Source organism: Nonomuraea rhizosphaerae (genome assembly GCF_019396405.1).
GTDB classification, from domain to species: Bacteria; Actinomycetota; Actinomycetes; order Streptosporangiales; family Streptosporangiaceae; genus Nonomuraea; species Nonomuraea rhizosphaerae.
In genome coordinates this window covers 1-16,737 of the sequence record NZ_JAHKRL010000367.1, presented here as the reverse complement: position 1 = coordinate 16,737, position 16,737 = coordinate 1, and the positions used below count along the sequence as shown (strand labels likewise).

Here is a 16,737-nt window from a genome sequence, read left to right as displayed (position 1 = left end):
CGCCGAGGGCCGCGCCGTTGAGGAACGCCGGATGGTCGCCGCCCAGCGCCCGCACGCCGGGACCGTCCCACACGACCGGGACGATCCGGGTGCGGCCGGCGGGCGCCGGGACCTGGGTGAGCAGCGGGGCCTGCGGCAGGATGCCGAGCGGGCGGCCGGACAGCCCGGCCAGGAGCGGCCCGAGCAGCGTGTACGCGGCCACCAGCGCGGCGAACGGATTGCCGGGAAGCCCGATGACGTACGGGCCGCCCTGGGGCCGGGCGAGAAGCTGAGGGTGGCCGGGCCGGCACGCGACCGCGTCGACGATCCAGCGGGCGTCGCGTTCGGCGAGCAGGCGGCGCAGCCCGTCGGTGACGCCGACCGACGTCGATCCGGTGACCACGACGACGTCGGCCCCGGAGGCCGCCTCCACCGCCGTGGCCAGCGCGGAGCGGGGCCGATCGGGGACGTGGACGAGGCCCTCCAGCAGGCCGCCCAGCCCCGCGACCAGGGACGGCAGCAGCGGGCCGAAGGCGTCACGGACCTGACCAGGCCCGGGCAGGCCGTGACGGACCAGCTCGTCGCCGGTGACGATCGCCCGGACGGCGGGCGTGCGGCGGACCGGCAGCTCGTCGTAGCCGCAGGAGGCGGCCAGGCCCAGCAGCGCGGGGCCCACCGGGATGCCCGCGGGCGCCAGCCGCGCGCCGGCGGGCGCGTCCTCCCCCGTGAGCCGGATGTGCTTGCCGCCTGGCAGCTCGGGCCCGGCCACGGCGTCGCCGTCGGGAGCGGCCAGCTCGATCGGGAGCACCGCCCACGCCCCGGGCGGGACCAGGGCGCCGGTCGAGATCTCGACGGCGTGACCGGCCGCCAGCCGTTCCCCCGCCCACGGCTGCCCGGGGCGGGCGCTGCCGGTGAGCGTCCACGGGCCGGAGGCGCCGGCGACGGCGAACCCGTCCATCGCGGCCGTGTCGAAGGCCGGCAGCGGTGTCGCCGCGACCAGGTCCTCGGCCAGCGTCAGGCCCGCCGCCCGGGCGAGCGCCAGGCGTACGACCGGTGCCGGCTCGGCCGCCGCGTGCGCGAACTGTCTCGCGCTCGCCCAGGCGACGTCTCGACGGGTTGCCTGATCGGCTGCGGCGGCCACGCCCTCACCGTCCCATTTGCAGGTTTCACCGGCAAGTCGCCAGGCCCACGGCGGGGCATCCGCACCCGGCGGGCCAGGCGCGGACGGGCCAGTCGGGCAGGGGCGGCGAGTCGGGCGGGGCGCAAGGGTGGCGAAAAGGGGTGGGCGCGGCCAGGTGCGGCCCGCCGCCCACCCCTTCGATCCCGGTCCGCCTTTCCCGAAACAGCCCGGGAGATCGTGGGTCAGAGCTGGGTGCAGACCGCCTTGACCTCGGTGTAGGCCTCCAGCACCTCGTGTCCCATCTCGCGGCCCCAGCCCGACTGCTTGTAGCCGCCGAACGGCAGGGCCGCGTCGAAGACGTTGTAGCAGTTGATCCAGACGGTGCCGGCGCGGATCCTGCTCGCCAGGGCGTGGGCCTTGGAGATGTCGCGGGTCCAGATGCCGGCGCCGAGCCCGTAGGTGGTGTCGTTGGCCTCGGCGGCGATCTGGTCCAGGTCGGAGAACGGCGAGGCGACCACGACCGGCCCGAAGATCTCCTCGCGGACCACCTTCGTCGACGGGTGCGCGCCGATGAGCACGGTGGGCTGGACGAAGTAGCCCTGCTCGCCGTGCCGGGAGCCGCCGACGACCGTGTGGGCGCCCTCGTCGCGCCCGGAGTCCAGGTAGCCGGTGACGCGCTGGAGCTGCTCGTCGGAGACCAGCGGCCCCATCTGGGTGCCGGGCTCCAGCCCGGGGCCGAGCTTGATGCCGCGCGCGATGCCGGCCACTCCCTCGACCACCTGGTCGAACCGGTCCTCCTGGATGAAGAGCCGGGACCCGGCCACGCAGCACTGTCCGTGGTTGAAGAAGATGGCGTTGGCCGCGCCCTGGATGGCGATGTCGGGGTCGGCGTCGTCGAGGACGATGTTGGGGCTCTTGCCGCCCAGCTCCAGCGTGACCTTTTTCAGGTTGCCGGCCGCGGCCTGGACGATGAGCTTGCCGACCTCGGTGGAGCCGGTGAAGGCGACCTTGTCGACGTCGTCGTGGGCGGCCAGCGCGGCGCCGGCGCTCTCGCCGTAGCCGGGCAGGACGTTGACCACGCCGTCCGGGATGCCGGCCTCGGCGATCAGTTCGGCCAGCCGCAGCGCGGTCAGCGGGGTCTGCTCGGCGGGCTTGAGGATGACGGTGTTGCCGGTGGCCAGGGCGGGGGCGAGTTTCCAGGCGGCCATGAGCAGCGGGAAGTTCCACGGGATGATCTGGGCGATGACGCCGATCGGCTCGCGCAGGGTGTAGGCGTGGAAGCCGGCGCCCGGCATGTACGGCACCGACAGGGTGATCGTGTTGCCCTCGATCTTGGTCGCCCAGCCGGCCATGTAGTGGAACATGTCGGCGGCCAGCGGGATGTCGGCGGCCCGCGCGGCGGGCGGCGGCCACGGCGCGGTCGACGTCCTCGGCGTCGGCCTCGGCCACGTGGGCGAGGGTCTGGCCGGTGGCGGGGTTGGGGGTGGCGAACGTCTTGCCGGAGGCGGCGTTCACCCACCGGCCGTCGATGAAGAGCTGCCGAGGTGTCGCCACGAAGTCCTCGACCGTCTTTTCCAAGGTCACCGTCATCAGCGTCGGCTTTCGTCGTCCCTTGAAGTAGTACCAATGAGACTACGTGCGGAGCCTCAGAAGGCAAGACCCGAATGCGACCTGATTCCGAGCGCAGTCCTTGCAAGTGCGTGCCCTGAACGGCAGAAGGCTGGCACATGAGGGATGAGTCGGCAGGCTGCGGGGAATGCTTCCGTCAAGAGTCCGGCACGACGTTCATGACGAGGAGGACTGGTGCGTCCCACCTCGATCGACCCCCATCGTGACGCTACGGCGGACAAGGCGGCGCGGCTCTCGGGCGACGTGCGGACGCCCGCCCTGCTCAGCGTGGCCACACTGCGGTCGATGCCGCAGCGCGAGACCACGGTGAGCTTCGAGTGCCGCACCTCCGGGCTGCGGCGCCACTACTTCGGCGGGCCGCTGCTGCTCGACGTGCTGCGGGCCGCCGAGCCGCTGTTCGACCCGGGCGAGCGCAAGGACCGGCTGCGCTTCCTGGTCTCGGTGCTGGGGCGCGACGGCCACCACGCGGTGCTGTCGTGGGGCGAGATCGACCCCGAGTTCGGCGACACCCCGGCGCTGCTGGCCGTCGCCATGGACTGCCGCGACCTCGACGACGAGGGCCCGCACCTGGTGATGCCGGGCGACCGCTGCGGCGGCCGCCACATCAGCCAGGTCACCGACATCCGCGTCTGGGCCGACGACCGGTTATGGGGCTGAGCTTCTTGGGGCTGAGCTTCTTGGGGCTGAGCTTCTTGGGGTTGAGCACTCCCGCGAGCGGGGCGGGTCGGCCCAGTGCAGGGCGATGTACGGCTCGGCCTGGCCGTGGTAGCGCACGCGCTCGCGGGTGACGCGGTAGCCGGCGCTCCGCTCGGGCTCGTCCGGCGAACGGCGCGGGACCGGGACGGCCAGGATGCCGATGTCCTGGTCGATGTGGGTGAGCAGGCCGTGGCAGGGGCCGCCCAGGCAGATGGCGTTGCAGGCGTGGCCGGTCGCGGGCCGTTCGGCGCTCATGCGGGGTAGGCGTGGGTCTCGACGGCCTTGACCGAGGCCCACACCGGCTCGCCGGGGGTCAGGTCGAGGTCGGCCAGGGCGGCGGGGGTGATGTCGGCGAAGGCGCTGATCGGGCCGTCGAGATGGACGCGGACGTTGTCGCCGTGGCGTTCGACGCCCTCGACGCGGGCCTGCCAGACGTTGCGCGGGCTGCCGTCGGGGCGCGTGCGGTACAGGGCCACGGCGGCGGGCGGGAAGGCGACAAAAACCGGCCCGTCCAGTTCTTCGTACGTGTGCAGCAGCAGCTCCCCGACCTTGACCCCGGCCCCGCCGGCCACGCCGCGATACAGGTTGAGCCCGACCAGGCGGGCGACGTAGTCGGTACGGGGACGACGGGCGACCTCGGCCGGGGCGCCCTGCTGGACGACGGCGCCGTTCTCGATGACGATCAGCCGGTCGGCCAGCACCATGGCGTCCAGCGGGTCGTGGGTGACCAGGACGGTGGCGCCGTCGAAGTCGGCCAGGTGACGGCGGAGCTGAGAGCGGACCTCCAGCCGGGTGTGGGCGTCCAGCGCGGCCAGCGGCTCGTCCAGCAGCAGCAGCTCCGGCCGTACGGCCAGCGCCCGCGCCAGCGCCACCCGCTGCGCCTGCCCGCCGGACAGTTGCCGGGGCTTGGCGGCGGCGCGGCCGGCCAGGCCGACGCGCTCCAGCAGGGCGGCGGCGGCGCGGCGGGACTCGGCCTTGGACACGCCCTGGCAGCGCGGCCCGAAGGCGACGTTGTCGAGCGCCGACAGGTGCGGGAAGAGCAGGTAGTCCTGGAAGACCATGCCGATCGGGCGGCTGTCGGCGGGCAGGGTGTGCAGCGGCCTGCCGCGCAGGACGATCTGCCCGCCGGACAGGGGGGTGAGCCCGGCCAGGGCGCGCAGCGCGGTGGTCTTGCCCGCCCCGTTGGGCCCGAGCAACGCCACCACCTCGCCGGGGGCGACCTCCAGGGTGAGGTCGAGGGTGAAGGCGGGCCGGACGACGACCAGGTGAGCGTGCAGGCTCACGGCGCGCTCACCCATCGGCCGTACGGGCGGGCTCACGACGCGCTCACCCACCGATCGCGCAGGCTGGCCAGGATGACCACCGAGACGACGAGCAGCACCAGGCTGAGCACGATCGCCGCCTCCGGCTCGGTCTCCAGCGCCAGGTAGACCGCCAGCGGCATCGTCCGCGTCGTGCCCGGGAAGTTGCCCGCGAACGTGATCGTCGCCCCGAACTCCCCCAGCGCCCGCGCCCAGCACAGCACCGCCCCCGCCACCACGCCCGGCATCACCATCGGCAGCGTCACCCGGCAGAACACCGTCCACCGCGAGGCGCCCAGCGTGGCCGCCGCCTCCTCGAAGCGCTGATCGGCGCCGCGCAGCGCGCCCTCCACGCTGATCACCAGGAACGGCATCGCCACGAACGCCTCCGCCATGATCACCCCCGCCGTGGTGAACGGCAGCGTGATCCCGAAGCTCGCCTCCAGCCACTGCCCGACCAGCCCGCGCCGCCCCAGCACCAGCAGCAGCGCCACCCCGCCCACCACAGGAGGCAGCACCAGCGGCACGGTCACCAGGGCCCGCACCAGCCGCCGCCCCGGGAACGACACCCGGGCCAGCAGCCACGCCAGCGGCACCCCGAGCAGGAGGCACACCGCCGTGGCCACGCTCGCGCACACCAGCGACAGCCGCAGCGCCTCCAGCACGTGCGGGGCCGCCAGCCGCTGCGGCAGCGTGGACCAGGGGGCCCGGATCAGCAGCCCGGCCAGCGGCAGCACCAGGAAGACCAGCCCGGCCAGCGCGGGCACGACCAGCATCCACGGCAGCCGCCCGGCCACCTCCCGGCCCCCGGCCGACCGGCGGCCGGACCCGCGACGGGAGCCCGGCGACTCGACCTGCTCCGGCCGCCCCGGCTGGTTCGGTGGGGAAGGGCTCATCCGCGATCAGGGCCCGTCGAAGCCGGCCTTGGTCAGCACGTCCTTGCCCTGCTGCGACAGCACCAGATCCACGAACTGCTTGGCCAGGTCACCGGCCGGCGCCTTGGCCAGCGTGGCGATCGGGTAGTCGTTGATCGCCTTGCCGGCCTCCGGGAACTCGATGCCCTTCACCTTGCCCGCCGAGGCGATCACGTCGGTCCTGTACACCAGCGCCGCGTCCACCTCACCCAGCTCCACCTTCGTCAGCGTGGCCTTGACGTCCTGCTCCAGCGTCACTGGCGTGACCTTCAGCCCGGCCGCGTCCAGCGCCTTGACCGCCGCCGCCCCGCACGGCACCTGCTCGGCGCACAGCGCCACCTTCACCTTGGAGTCGGTCAGGTCCTTCAGCTCGTCCACCTTCGCCGGGTTGTCGGCCGGCACGGCGATCTGCAGCCTGTTGCGCACGAACGTCGTCGGCGAGGCCGCCAGCGACGCATCGGTCACCGTCTTCATCGTGGCCGGGCTCGCCGCCGCGAACACGTCCGCCGGCGCCCCCTGCACGATCTGCTGGGCCAGCGTAGCGCTGGAACCGAAGTTGAACTTCACCGTCGTGCCCGGATGCGCCGACTCGAAGCTCTTGCCGAGCTCGGTGAACGTCCCGGTCAGCGACGCCGCCGCGAACACCGTCACCTCCTTCGCCCCGCCACCGGCCGAGGCCGAGGCCGACGCGGAGGACGTACCCGCCGCGCCCGGGTCCGCGCCCGATCCGCAACCGGACAGGCCCGCCAGCGCGAACGCGACGGGAAGGGCGATCGCCCATCGAGAAAGACGCCTGAACACCAATGGGGGCTCCTCACGAGTAGCTGGCCACACGCTCATGACCGGCGGACTGTGCCGGAGCTGACCCCGGGCAGCGCCGCGGCCTCGCTGATCCGAAACGTCGTCACAAGCCTTCACGATACCTTCCGCACTTTCCAGCCTGAATACCCGACTTCCCCCTCAGGAGCGACACCATCCTGAGCCCCGCCATGGCATCCACAAGACCGCACCGTATCCCGGGCCATCGGGCGAAAAATTCCGCCTTGACGGCCTACGGGACGCTATCTAGTCTCTCTCACAGACACCCGTTCTGTAATGCAAAACAGGAGAGCAGGAATGGGTCCAAGTTCCGACCCCCCAGACCCGGACAAGCCCCCGCTGCTGGCCGTGCGTGGCCTGGTCAAGCACTTCACGGGAGCGCGGGCGCTCGACGGGGTGGACTTCGAGGTCGCCGCCGGTGAGGTCCACTGCCTGCTCGGGCAGAACGGCGCCGGCAAGAGCACGCTGATCAAGGTGCTGGCCGGCGCGCACGAGCCGGACGCGGGAGCGCTCCTCCTGGACGGCCGCCCGGTGCGCGTCCCCAGCCCCCACGCCGCCTTGGAGCTGGGCATCGTGACGATCTACCAGGAGCTGGACGTCGTGCCCGGGTTACGGGTCTACGAGAACGTGTTCCTGGGACACGAGCACGCGCGGGCCGGATGGACCCGGCGCCGGCGGATGCGGGCGGCCACGGCCGACGCGCTGCGCCGCCTCGGGCACGAGGAGATCCGGCCGGACACCGAGCTGGCCCACCTGTCCCCTGCCAGCCGGCAGGTGGTCAGCCTCGCCCGCGCGCTGTCACGGGACGCACGGCTGATCATCATGGACGAGCCCTCCGCGGCGCTGGCCGGCCACGAGGTGGACAACCTGTTCCGGGTCATCGACGACCTGAGGTCGGCCGGCCTCGCGGTCGTCTACATCACGCACCGCCTGGCCGAGGTGCGGCAGATCGGCGACCGGGTCACCGTGCTCAAGGACGGCCGGACGGTGGCGAGCGGGCTGGAGGCGCGCACGACGCCGGACGACGAGCTGGTCCGCCTGATGACCGGCCGGAAGGTCGGCGACGCCTTCCCTCCCCGTGGGGTGATCCCCGACGACGCGCCCGAGGTGCTGCGCGTCGAGGGCCTGACGCGCGCGGGTGAGTTCACCGACGTGTCGTTCAGCGTCCGGGCCGGTGAGATCGTCGGGCTTGCGGGCCTGGTGGGCTCCGGCCGGTCGGAGATCCTCGGCGCCGTCTACGGGGCGACCAGGCCCGATGCCGGCGAGGTCACGCTCGACGGCCGCCCGCTGGGGCTGGGCGATCCCGCCGTGGCGGTCCGTTCCGGCCTCGGTCTGGCGCCGGAGGAGCGCAAAAGCCAGGCGCTGCTCCTGGACGAGGCGGTCTACCGGAACCTGAGCCTGGCCTCGCTCCGGCGCTACGTGAGCGCCGGGCTGATCGACCGGGACCGGGAGATGGCCGACGCGCGGGCGGCGATCGGCTCGCTGGACGTGCGCCCGGCCGAGCCGCTGCGGGAGATCCGCCAGCTCTCGGGCGGCAACCAGCAGAAGGTCGTCGTCGGCCGCTGGCTGATCCGCGGCTGCCGGGTGCTGCTGCTCGACGAGCCGACCCGTGGTGTGGACGTCGGCGCGCGAGCCGAGCTGTACGCGCTGATCCGCCGGCTCGCCGGCACCGGGGTGGGCATCCTGCTCGTCTCGTCGGAGATCCCGGAGGTGCTGGGCCTGGCCGACCGGGTGCTCGTGGTGCGCCAGGGTCGCGTGATCGCCGACCGCGCCGCCGAGTCGGCCGACGAGGAGCAGATCCTGTCGCTGCTCATGAAAGGAAGCGCGCTGTGAGAACGGTGGACCCGACCGCGACGGAGACGCGGACGCCGCGAGCGCCGTCGGAGACCGTCAGCCGCCTGTCGCTGGTGCCGAAGGGGCCGGTGCTGGTCCTCGCGGTCATCGTGGTGGCGGGCGCGCTGGTGTCCCCGTACTTCGCGACGTGGAGCAACGTCCTGACGATGCTGACGAGCGCGTCGGTGATCGGCATCATCAGCGTCGGGATGACCTTCGTCATCATCTCCGGAGGCATCGACCTGTCGGTCGGGGCGCTGGTGGCGCTCACGGCCGTGATGGCGACGACGGCCCCGGTCCAGGAGGGCGGCTGGGTCGCGATGATCGCCGTGGCGCTGGCGTTCGGTCTCGGCGCCGGGCTGGTCAACGGCCTGGTCATCACCCATGGCCGGATCGTCCCGTTCATCGCGACGCTGGCGATGCTCGTCTCGGCTCGCGGCCTCGCCGAGTTCATCTCCGGAGGCACCCCGCAGACCTCGCTGGACGAGACGTTCAACGCTCTCGGCTCGGCGAAGCTCGTCGGCATCCCGTTGCCCGTCTGGGTGTTCGCCGCCGTCGTCGCCGTCGGCTGGCTCCTGCTGAACCGTACGACGTTCGGCCGCCACACCCTGGCGCTGGGCGGCAACCTGGAGGCGGCGCGGCTGGCGGGCATCAGGATCCGCCGCCACCTGGTGATCCTCTACATGCTCTCGGGGCTGACGGCGGCCATCGCGTCGGTCCTGCTCACCGCGCGGCTGACCTCGGGCTCGAACGCCGTCGGCAACCTCTACGAGCTCGACGCGATCGCCGCGGTGATCATCGGCGGGACCCGGCTGGCCGGAGGGCGCGGCACGATCGCCGGCTCGGTCTTCGGCGTGCTCATCTTCACCGTGATCACGAACATCTTCGTGCTCAAGAACCTGGAGACCGACGTCCAGAACATCGCCAAGGGGGCGATCATCGTGGCCGCGGTGCTGCTCCAGAGACGTCGAGCAGCCGATACGTGAGCACCAATTCGGGGGTGACAGTACCGGCAGGACAGGACAAGAAGGAGATCAGGAGATGTCAGGAACCCGGGAACTGCCGCGGCACGACGCCACCCGGCGCGGCTTCCTCGCCGGCTCGGCGACGCTCGGAGCGGCTTCGCTGCTGGCCGCGTGCAGCGGCGGTGACGGCGGCGGTGGCACCGCCCCGACGGCCACGCGGCCCGCGCAGGGAGGCGCCCCGAGCAGTCTCGGCAAGCGCGTGACGATCGGGTTCTCCTCGCCGGGGGCCGATCACGGCTGGGTCGCCGAGATCGGCAAGAACGCCAGGAAGGCGGCGGAGAGCTGGGCGGACGTCGAGTTGCTGTTCACCGAGTCCAACGCCAACTCCGCCGAGCAGGTGGCGCAGGTCGAGACACTGATCAACCGCAGGCCCGACGTCCTGGTCATCCTGCCGCAGGAGGGCCAGGCGCTCACCGCGGTCGCCCGAAAGGCCATGGACGCCGGGATCCCGGTGGTCAACCTGGACCGCATCTTCGACTCACCGCTCGCCTACCGCACCTGGGTCGGCGGCGACAACTACGGGATGGGCGCCGCGGCCGGCGACTTCATCGGGCGCACGCTCAAGACCGGCAGCGTGGTCGAGATCCAGGGCATCTCCGGCCTGCAGCTCACCAAGGAGCGCAGTCAGGGCTTCGCCGACGCGCTCAAGAAGTACCCGGGAGTCCAGCTCGTCGCCAAGCAGGCGGCGAACTTCACGCCCGACACCGGCGAGCAGGTGATGTCGCAGATCCTCCAGGGCCAGTCGAAGATCGGCGCCGTGTGGACCCACGACGACGACCAGGGCGTGGGCGTCGAGGCGGCCATTCGCAACGCGGACCGGCAGGAGGAGATGTTCCTGGTCGGCGGCGGCGGGACGAAGGCCGTGATGACGAAGATCAAGGCCGGCAGCCTGTGGCGGGCCACCGCGCTCTACCTGCCGACCATGTCGGGAACGGCGGTCAACATAGCGCGCCTGATCGCCCAGGACCACGGGCTGAGCGAGACCTGGGAGTTCGAGATGCCCAACTCCATCCAGCTCGTGTCGAGCATCGTCGACAGGACCAATGTCGACAGGTACCTGGAGTTCGCGTTCTAGTGAGCCGGCCGATCAGCAAGGCGACCCCGATCCGCTGGGGCGTCATCGGGTGGGCCGACATCGCGCGCCGCGCCCTCGTCCCGGCGCTCGCCGCGTCGCCGTCGGCCCGGCTGGTCGCCGTGGCGTCGGAGCGCGGCGACGCGGACGGGATCCGGCGCGAGCTGCCGGGCGTACGGGTGCACACCGGCGCCGGCGCGTACGGGACGCTGCTCGCCCGCGACGACGTCGACGCCGTCTACGTCGCGGTGCCCAACCATCTGCACGCCCCGATCACCGTGGCGGCGGCCGCGGCGGGCAAGCACGTCCTGTGCGAGAAGCCGCTGGCCACCAGCGCCGATGAGGCGGCCGACGCGGCCGGGCGCTGCGAGGCGGCGGGCGTGGTGCTGATGGAGGCGATGATGGCCAGGTTCAACCCCCAGCACGACCGCGTACGCCGCCTCGTCGCGGAAGGGGCGATCGGCCGGCCGAGGCTGTTCCGCGCCGGCTTCACCGTCAACCTGCCGGACCCCGCGGGCGACATCCGCTTCCTGCCGTCGCCGGGCAGCGGGGCGCTGTTCGACGTGGGCGTCTACCCGGTCAGCGCGGCCCGCTGGATCTTCGGCGCCGAGCCCGTGGAGGTCAAGGCGGTCACCATGGACCTGCCGGGGACCGGCGCCGACGAGCTGAGCGGCCTGGTCCTGCGCTTCCCGGACGAGCGGCTGGCCGTGATCGACTGCGGGCTGACCGTCGGGGCACGCAACTCGTACGAGGTCGTGGGCAGCGAGGGGACGATCTCGGTGACCCGCCCGTTCGCCTCGCCTCCGTTCGTGCCGGTCGAGCCCTGGCTCGACCTGACGGTGACGCGCGGAGGTGAGCGGACGACCGAGCGGTTCGAGGACCGCGACCAGTACGCGCTCCAGCTGGCGGCCTTCCACCGCGCGCTGGCCGGCGACGGCCCGCACCCGTATCCGCCGGAAGAATCGATCAGCACAGCACGGATCATCGACATGTGCCGCACCACGTGACGACGGAGGGAGCTAGTCATTTCTGGGAACACGAACCAACGAGAGGTCCGGCCGGTCAAGGCGCTGGAGCACGCCATCGAGGTGCTGGAGGCGCTCGCGCGGCATGGCGAGATGGGGCTCAGCGAGATCAGCCGCGAGATCGGCCTCAGCAAGACGGCGGTCTACAACATCCTGGCCACGTTCGAGGTGCGCAGGATGGTCAACCGCGATCCGGCGACCTCGCGCTACCGGCTCGGCTGGCGGCTGTACGAGTACGGGACGGAGGTGCTGAAGAACAACGAGCTGGCCCCGCTGGCCCGTCCGTGGCTCAAGGAGCTGGTCCGGCGCACCCGTGAGACGGTGCTGCTCGGCATCCTGGACCGCACCGGCATCACCTACGTCGACCGGGTGGAGAGCGACCGCCCGCTCCGCATGGTGGCCGCGCCGGGCCGGCAGGCGTCGCTGCACGCCACCGCGTCCGGGAAGGTGCTGCTGGCCGCCCAGCCGCCCGAGTTCGTCGAGGAGATCCTCGCCGGGGAGCTGCGGCGCTACACCCCGGAGACGATCGTCGACCCCGACGAGCTCCGCGCCGAGCTGCGGCGCGTGGCCGAGCGCGGCTTCGCCGACTGCATCCGCGAGCACGAGCCGGAGATCTGCAGCATCTCGGTCCCGATCCGCGACTACAGCGGGCAGGTGGTCGCCGCCCTGACCCTCGCCGGTCCGGTCACGCGCTTCACCGAGGCGCCCCGGGAGGCGGCGCTCGCCGAGCTCAAGCGGGTCTCCGACGCGCTCGCCGAGCAGCTCGGCGCCCGCCGGAACGGCGAGGAGGTCGCCTGATGCGCTCCCCCGGCGTGTCGGGAGACGGCGCCCACGCGCGGCCCGTGCCGGGAGACGGCCCGCACGTGCTGCCCGTGGCCGTGCGGTCGTCCCAGTTCGACCTGGCCGGTCGGCGCGCGGTCGTCACCGGCGCGGCACGCGGCCTCGGCCGGGCGGCGGCGCTGGCGCTCGCACGGCACGGCGCCGAGCTGGTCGCCGTCGACATTCTCGAGGACGAGCTGCGCTCCACGGTGGAGGAGCTGACCCGCGACGGCGCCACCGCCTGCGCCGCGCCGGCCGACGTGCGGTCCGGCGAGGACGTGCGCCGCCTGACCGAGACCGTCGCCGGGCTGGGCGGCACCGACATCCTGGTCAACAGCGCGGGAATCGTGCGCCGCGCGGTCGCGACGGAGGCGACGGTCGAGGACCTCGACCAGCTCTGGGAGGTCAACGTGCGCGGCCTGTACCAGGTCACCCAGGCGGTGCTGCCGCAGCTCGTCGACAAGCGCGCGGGCAAGATCATCAACGTCGGGTCGCTCGGCTCCGTGCTGGGCCTGGAGCACCGCGCCGCCTACGCGGCGACCAAGGGAGCGGTGCGCCAGTACACCCAGAGCCTCGCCGTCGACCTCGGCCGCCACGGGATCTGCGTCAACGCGATCGCGCCCGGCTACGTCGAGACCCACATGACGGCGGACTGGCTCAACAGCGACGGCGCCCGCCGCCGGCGCATGCTCGAACGGATCCCGGCGGGCCGGTTCGGCCGGACCGTCGACGTGGAGGGAGCGTTCGTGTTCCTCGCCTCGCCGGCCTCGGACTACATCACCGGTCAAGTCATCGTCGTGGACGGGGGGTGGTCGAGTTGGTGACCGCGCGCCTGCCGGTGGGCGCCCGGCGCGACATCGGCCGCTACGGCGGCGTCAACGCGTCGATGGCGCTGCCCATGACCGCGGACCACCGCCCCGACCTGGGCGCGCTCCGGCGGTACGCGAGATGGCTCGCCGACCAGGGTGTCATCGCCGTCACCGTCAACGCCGACACCGGGGAGGGCGCGCACCTGACGCCGGCCGAGCGCGTCGCCGTCGTGGAGACCGTCAAGGACGAGGTCGGGCAGGGCGTCGGCGTCGTCTCCGGCCTGATCGCCGCCTACACCGAGCAGGCGGTCGAGATCGCGAAGGCGCTGCGCGACGCCGGCGCCGACGCCCTGCTCGTGTTCTCGATCCCGGCGTTCACCGGCTCCCCGCTGCCGCCCGAGCTGGTCCACCGCTACTTCGCCGCGATCGGCGAGGTCGGCCTGCCGCTGATCGCCTTCAACCTGACGCCGTCGCTGGGCGGCGTCATCCTGCGGCCCGACGTGATCAGGCGCCTGACGGACGTCGCGGAGCTGCAGGCCGTCAAGGAGGCCTCCTTCGACGCCGCCACCTACGTCTCCACCAGGGACGCGTTACGCGCGGCGGCGCCCGACGTGGCGTTCCTGTCGGGGTGCGACACCTTCATGTACGAGTCGTTCGTGCTCGGGGCCGACGGCGCGCTGCTCGGCTACGCCGGGCTCGCGGCCGCCCTCACCGTACGGATCTTCGGCGACGTCCGGGACGGCCGCTACGCGCAGGCCCAGCGGCTCAACCGTGAGCGGATGCAGCCGCTGGCCGAGGTGCTGTTCGGCGCGCCGGTGCGTAACTCGCGGGCGCGGATCAAGGAGGGCCTGCGGCTGCTCGGCGTGATCGACGAGGTGGCCGTACGGCCGCCGCTGCTCGGCCTGGACGACGCCGAGCGGACGGCGCTGCGTACGGCGATGGAGAGAGCGGGGCTGCTGTGAACGGGCCGAAGGTGGTGACCGCCGAGCAGGCCGTGGCGCTGGTCGCCTCCGGCGCGACCGTCCTGGTCGACGGCTCGGGCGGCGGCGTCAACGAGCCCGATCTGCTGCTGCGGGCGCTGGAGCGGCGGTTCCTGAAGACCGGGCAGCCGAGGGGCCTGACGCTCGTGCATCCGGCCGGGATCGGCGACGGTCGCGGCGGCGGCATGGACCGCTTCGCCCACGAAGGCATGGTACGGCGGGTCATCGGAGCGCACTGGGCCTGGTCACCCCGGCTGCAGGAGATGGCGCGGCAGGAGCTGATCGAGGCCTACTGCCTGCCGCAGGGCGTGATGTCCCACCTGCTGCGCGCCATCGCCGCCGGTGGACCGGGCCTTGTCAGCCACGTCGGGCTCGGCACGTTCGTGGACCCCCGCCTCGACGGCGGGCGGCTCAACCGGAGCGCCACCGAGCCGCTGGTGGAGCTGGTCGAGCTGCGCGGCCGGGAATGGCTGCTCTACCACGCGCTCCCCATCGACGTCGCCGTCATCCGCGCCAGCGTCGCCGACGAGCAGAGCAACCTGGTCATGGACGACGAGGGGCTCTACGCCGAGACGCTGTCGGCGGCGCAGGCGGTCAAGAACAGCGGCGGCGTGGTCCTGGCCCAGGTCAAGGGCATCGCCGAGCGCGTCGACCCGCGCCGCGTCAAGGTGCCCGGCGTCCTGGTGGACGCGGTCACGGTGCATCCGGGCCAGCGCCTGTCCATGGCGACCGAGTCCGACCCGACGCTGACCGGCCGGCAGCCGGCCGCCGCGGGCGGCTTCGCGCCGCTGGAGCTGACCGTGCGCAAGGTGATCGCCCGGCGGGCGGCCCAGGAGCTGCGCGCCGGCGACATCGTCAACCTCGGCTTCGGGATGCCCGACGGCGTGGCGGCCGTGCTCGCCGAGGAGGACGCCGCCGGCCAGGTGACGTTGACCCTCGAACAGGGGCACATCGGCGGCGTCCCGGCCACCGGGAGCGACTTCGGCCTGGCCCGCGACCAGGTGGCGATGGTGGACGCCGGGTACCAGTTCGACTGGTACGACGGCGGCGGGCTGGACGTGGCGGTGCTGTCGTTCGCCGAGGTGGACGCGGCCGGCGACGTGAACGTGTCGAAGTTCGGCGGCCGCACCCCCGGGATCGGCGGCTTCGTCAACATCAGCCAGGGCGCCCGCCGCGTGGTCTTCGTCGGCACCTTCACCGCCGGCAAGGAGCAGCGGCTGCGCCTCGGCCAGGAGCTGGTCGTCGAACGCGACGGCGCAGCCCGCAAGTTCGTCGGCGCCGTCGAGCAGGTCTCCTTCAGCGCCGCCCACGCCCGCCGCCGGGGCCGGCCGGTGACCTACGTGACCGAGCGCGCCGTGTTCGAGCTGGCCGGCGACGGGCTCGTGCTGACGGAGATCGCCCCGGGCGTGGACCTCGACCGCGACGTGATCGGCCGGATGGCGTTCACCCCGCGGATCAGCCCGGAGCTGCGCGCCATGGACGCGCGGCTGTTCGGGCCCGCGCCGATGGGGCTCAGGCTCGCGCCCGCGGGGGCGATCGCATGAGCGTGCTCGTCACCGAGCGCCGTGACGCCGTCCTGGTGGTGACGCTGAACCGGCCCGAGCGGCTGAACGCGCTCGACCGTGAGCTGCTGACCGCCCTGGACGAGCTGTGCGCGGCCGTCTCCGGCGACCCGCACGTCCGCGCGCTGGTGGTGTCCGGCGCCGGTGATCGCGCCTTCTGCGCCGGGGCCGACGTCAACGAGCTGGACGGCATCACCCCGGCGGACGCGCTGGCGCTGATGCGTCACGGCCAGCGGATCCTCGATCGGCTGGCCGGCCTGGACCAGCCCGTCGTCGCCGCCGTCAACGGGGTCGCGCTGGGCGGCGGCTGTGAGCTGGCCATGGCCTGCGACCTGCGGCTCGCCGCGCCGGACGCCCGCTTCGCCCAGCCCGAGATCACTCTCGCGAACGTCCCCGGCTGGGGAGGCACCCAGCGCCTGCCCCGGCTGGTCGGCGCCGGCCGGGCCGCGGAGATGATCCTCACCGGCCGCCCGGTGGACGCGCCGACCGCCCTGGCCTGGGGGCTGGTCAACCGGGTCGTCGACGGCGGGCGCCTGCTGGAGGAGGCGATCACGTTCGCGGGCGAGCTGGCCGGACACTCACCCACCGCGACGGCTGGGGCCAAGCACGCGATGGCCACCGGCCTGCGGCACGGCCCGGAGGCGGGCCTGTTCGCCGAGGCCGAGGCGGTCGCCGCCTGCTGCGCCACCGCCGAACAGCAGGCGGCCGTGCGCGCCTTCCTCGACCGCCACCGAGCCTCCCGTTCCGACCATCGATGAGAACGCCATTCCGCACATGAGGAGGAACGTCAGATGACGGACATCACGCCGCCCCCGGTCACGCGTTTCAGTTTCCCGACCCGCGTGATCACCGGGCCGGGCGGGTTCGAGGCACTGGGCCCGCGGGCCGCCGCGTTCGGCGCCCGCGCGCTTCTCGTCACCGACGGGGGCGTGCGGCGGGCCGGGCTCGTGGAGCCGATCGAGGCCTCGCTGAAGGCGGCGGGGGTCGAGACGGCGATCTTCGACGACGTCGCCTCCGACCCCTCGATCCAGGCGGTCGAAGGGGCGGTCGCCGCGATCCACCAGCACGCGGCCGACGTCGTGGTGGCCGTCGGCGGCGGCAGCCCGATCGACACCGCCAAGGCCGCGACCGTCGTGGCCGCCGGCGGGGGGTCG

16 protein-coding genes and 1 pseudogene are annotated in these 16,737 nt (G+C 73.1%); 11 read left to right on the top strand and 6 right to left on the bottom strand.

Annotated features, from left to right (window positions below):
• The coding region (locus KME77_RS18580) for a molybdopterin molybdotransferase MoeA (RefSeq protein WP_219469199.1) at window positions 1-1,120 on the bottom strand (1,120 nt) is incomplete at its 3' end.
• A gap of 221 nt (window positions 1,121-1,341) precedes the next feature.
• Window positions 1,342-2,689 (bottom strand): annotated as a pseudogene (locus tag KME77_RS18575) (aldehyde dehydrogenase family protein).
• 213 nt (window positions 2,690-2,902) lie between these two features.
• On the opposite strand from KME77_RS18575, the gene KME77_RS18570 reads away from it, so the two are divergent.
• Window positions 2,903-3,385, top strand: coding sequence for a molybdopterin-binding protein (locus KME77_RS18570; protein WP_219469196.1), 483 nt, complete (start codon window positions 2,903-2,905; stop codon window positions 3,383-3,385).
• On the opposite strand, the gene KME77_RS18565 is transcribed toward KME77_RS18570, so the two are convergent.
• Genes KME77_RS18565 through modA form a run of 4 tightly spaced genes read right to left on the bottom strand, consistent with a single transcriptional unit; the run spans window position 3,374 to window position 6,440 of the window.
• On the bottom strand, window positions 3,374-3,679 hold the full coding sequence (locus KME77_RS18565; protein WP_219469193.1) for a hypothetical protein: 306 nt from the start codon (window positions 3,677-3,679) through the stop codon (window positions 3,374-3,376). The genes KME77_RS18570 and KME77_RS18565 overlap by 12 nt on opposite strands.
• Window positions 3,676-4,722, bottom strand: a complete 1,047-nt coding sequence (locus KME77_RS18560; protein WP_219469207.1) for an ABC transporter ATP-binding protein — start codon at window positions 4,720-4,722, stop codon at window positions 3,676-3,678. The genes KME77_RS18565 and KME77_RS18560 overlap by 4 nt, the downstream gene beginning before the upstream one ends.
• Before the next feature lie 17 nt (window positions 4,723-4,739).
• Window positions 4,740-5,621 carry an ABC transporter permease gene (locus KME77_RS18555; RefSeq protein ID WP_372451193.1) on the bottom strand — a complete coding sequence of 294 codons (882 nt, stop codon included), beginning with the start codon at window positions 5,619-5,621 and terminating at the stop codon, window positions 4,740-4,742.
• 6 nt (window positions 5,622-5,627) lie between these two features.
• Window positions 5,628-6,440 carry a molybdate ABC transporter substrate-binding protein gene (modA, locus tag KME77_RS18550; protein WP_219469191.1) on the bottom strand — a complete coding sequence of 271 codons (813 nt, stop codon included), beginning with the start codon at window positions 6,438-6,440 and terminating at the stop codon, window positions 5,628-5,630.
• A 315-nt stretch (window positions 6,441-6,755) separates the two neighbouring features.
• On the opposite strand from modA, the gene KME77_RS18545 reads away from it, so the two are divergent.
• The 10 genes from KME77_RS18545 to KME77_RS18500 all read left to right on the top strand — a co-directional run.
• On the top strand, window positions 6,756-8,291 hold the full coding sequence (locus KME77_RS18545; RefSeq protein ID WP_219469186.1) for a sugar ABC transporter ATP-binding protein: 1,536 nt from the start codon (window positions 6,756-6,758) through the stop codon (window positions 8,289-8,291).
• On the top strand, window positions 8,288-9,277 hold the full coding sequence (locus tag KME77_RS18540) for an ABC transporter permease (protein WP_308250757.1): 990 nt from the start codon (window positions 8,288-8,290) through the stop codon (window positions 9,275-9,277). Before KME77_RS18545 ends, KME77_RS18540 begins: the two co-directional genes overlap by 4 nt.
• 55 nt (window positions 9,278-9,332) lie before the next feature.
• Window positions 9,333-10,391: a substrate-binding domain-containing protein gene (locus KME77_RS18535; protein ID WP_219469183.1), complete on the top strand. Its 1,059-nt coding sequence runs from the start codon at window positions 9,333-9,335 to the stop codon at window positions 10,389-10,391.
• Entirely contained in the window at window positions 10,391-11,395 is a 1,005-nt protein-coding gene (locus KME77_RS18530; RefSeq protein ID WP_219469181.1) for a Gfo/Idh/MocA family protein, read from the top strand. Before KME77_RS18535 ends, KME77_RS18530 begins: the two co-directional genes overlap by 1 nt.
• An 18-nt stretch (window positions 11,396-11,413) precedes the next feature.
• On the top strand, window positions 11,414-12,211 hold the full coding sequence (locus tag KME77_RS18525) for an IclR family transcriptional regulator (RefSeq protein WP_308250758.1): 798 nt from the start codon (window positions 11,414-11,416) through the stop codon (window positions 12,209-12,211).
• Complete coding sequence (locus KME77_RS18520; RefSeq protein ID WP_219469175.1) at window positions 12,211-13,056, top strand: SDR family NAD(P)-dependent oxidoreductase; 846 nt, start codon at window positions 12,211-12,213, stop codon at window positions 13,054-13,056. Before KME77_RS18525 ends, KME77_RS18520 begins: the two co-directional genes overlap by 1 nt.
• Window positions 13,041-14,003, top strand: a complete 963-nt coding sequence (locus KME77_RS18515) for a dihydrodipicolinate synthase family protein (protein ID WP_219469170.1) — start codon at window positions 13,041-13,043, stop codon at window positions 14,001-14,003. Before KME77_RS18520 ends, KME77_RS18515 begins: the two co-directional genes overlap by 16 nt.
• Window positions 14,000-15,565 (top strand): acyl CoA:acetate/3-ketoacid CoA transferase, encoded by a 1,566-nt coding sequence (locus tag KME77_RS18510; protein ID WP_219469167.1) that lies wholly within the window; start codon window positions 14,000-14,002, stop codon window positions 15,563-15,565. Before KME77_RS18515 ends, KME77_RS18510 begins: the two co-directional genes overlap by 4 nt.
• The gene (locus tag KME77_RS18505; protein ID WP_219469165.1) at window positions 15,562-16,341 is read left to right on the top strand and encodes an enoyl-CoA hydratase/isomerase family protein; all 780 of its coding nucleotides are present in this window, start codon (window positions 15,562-15,564) and stop codon (window positions 16,339-16,341) included. Before KME77_RS18510 ends, KME77_RS18505 begins: the two co-directional genes overlap by 4 nt.
• A 33-nt stretch (window positions 16,342-16,374) precedes the next feature.
• Window positions 16,375-16,737 (top strand): iron-containing alcohol dehydrogenase (locus KME77_RS18500; protein ID WP_219469162.1); only part of this gene is annotated, 363 nt, incomplete at its 3' end.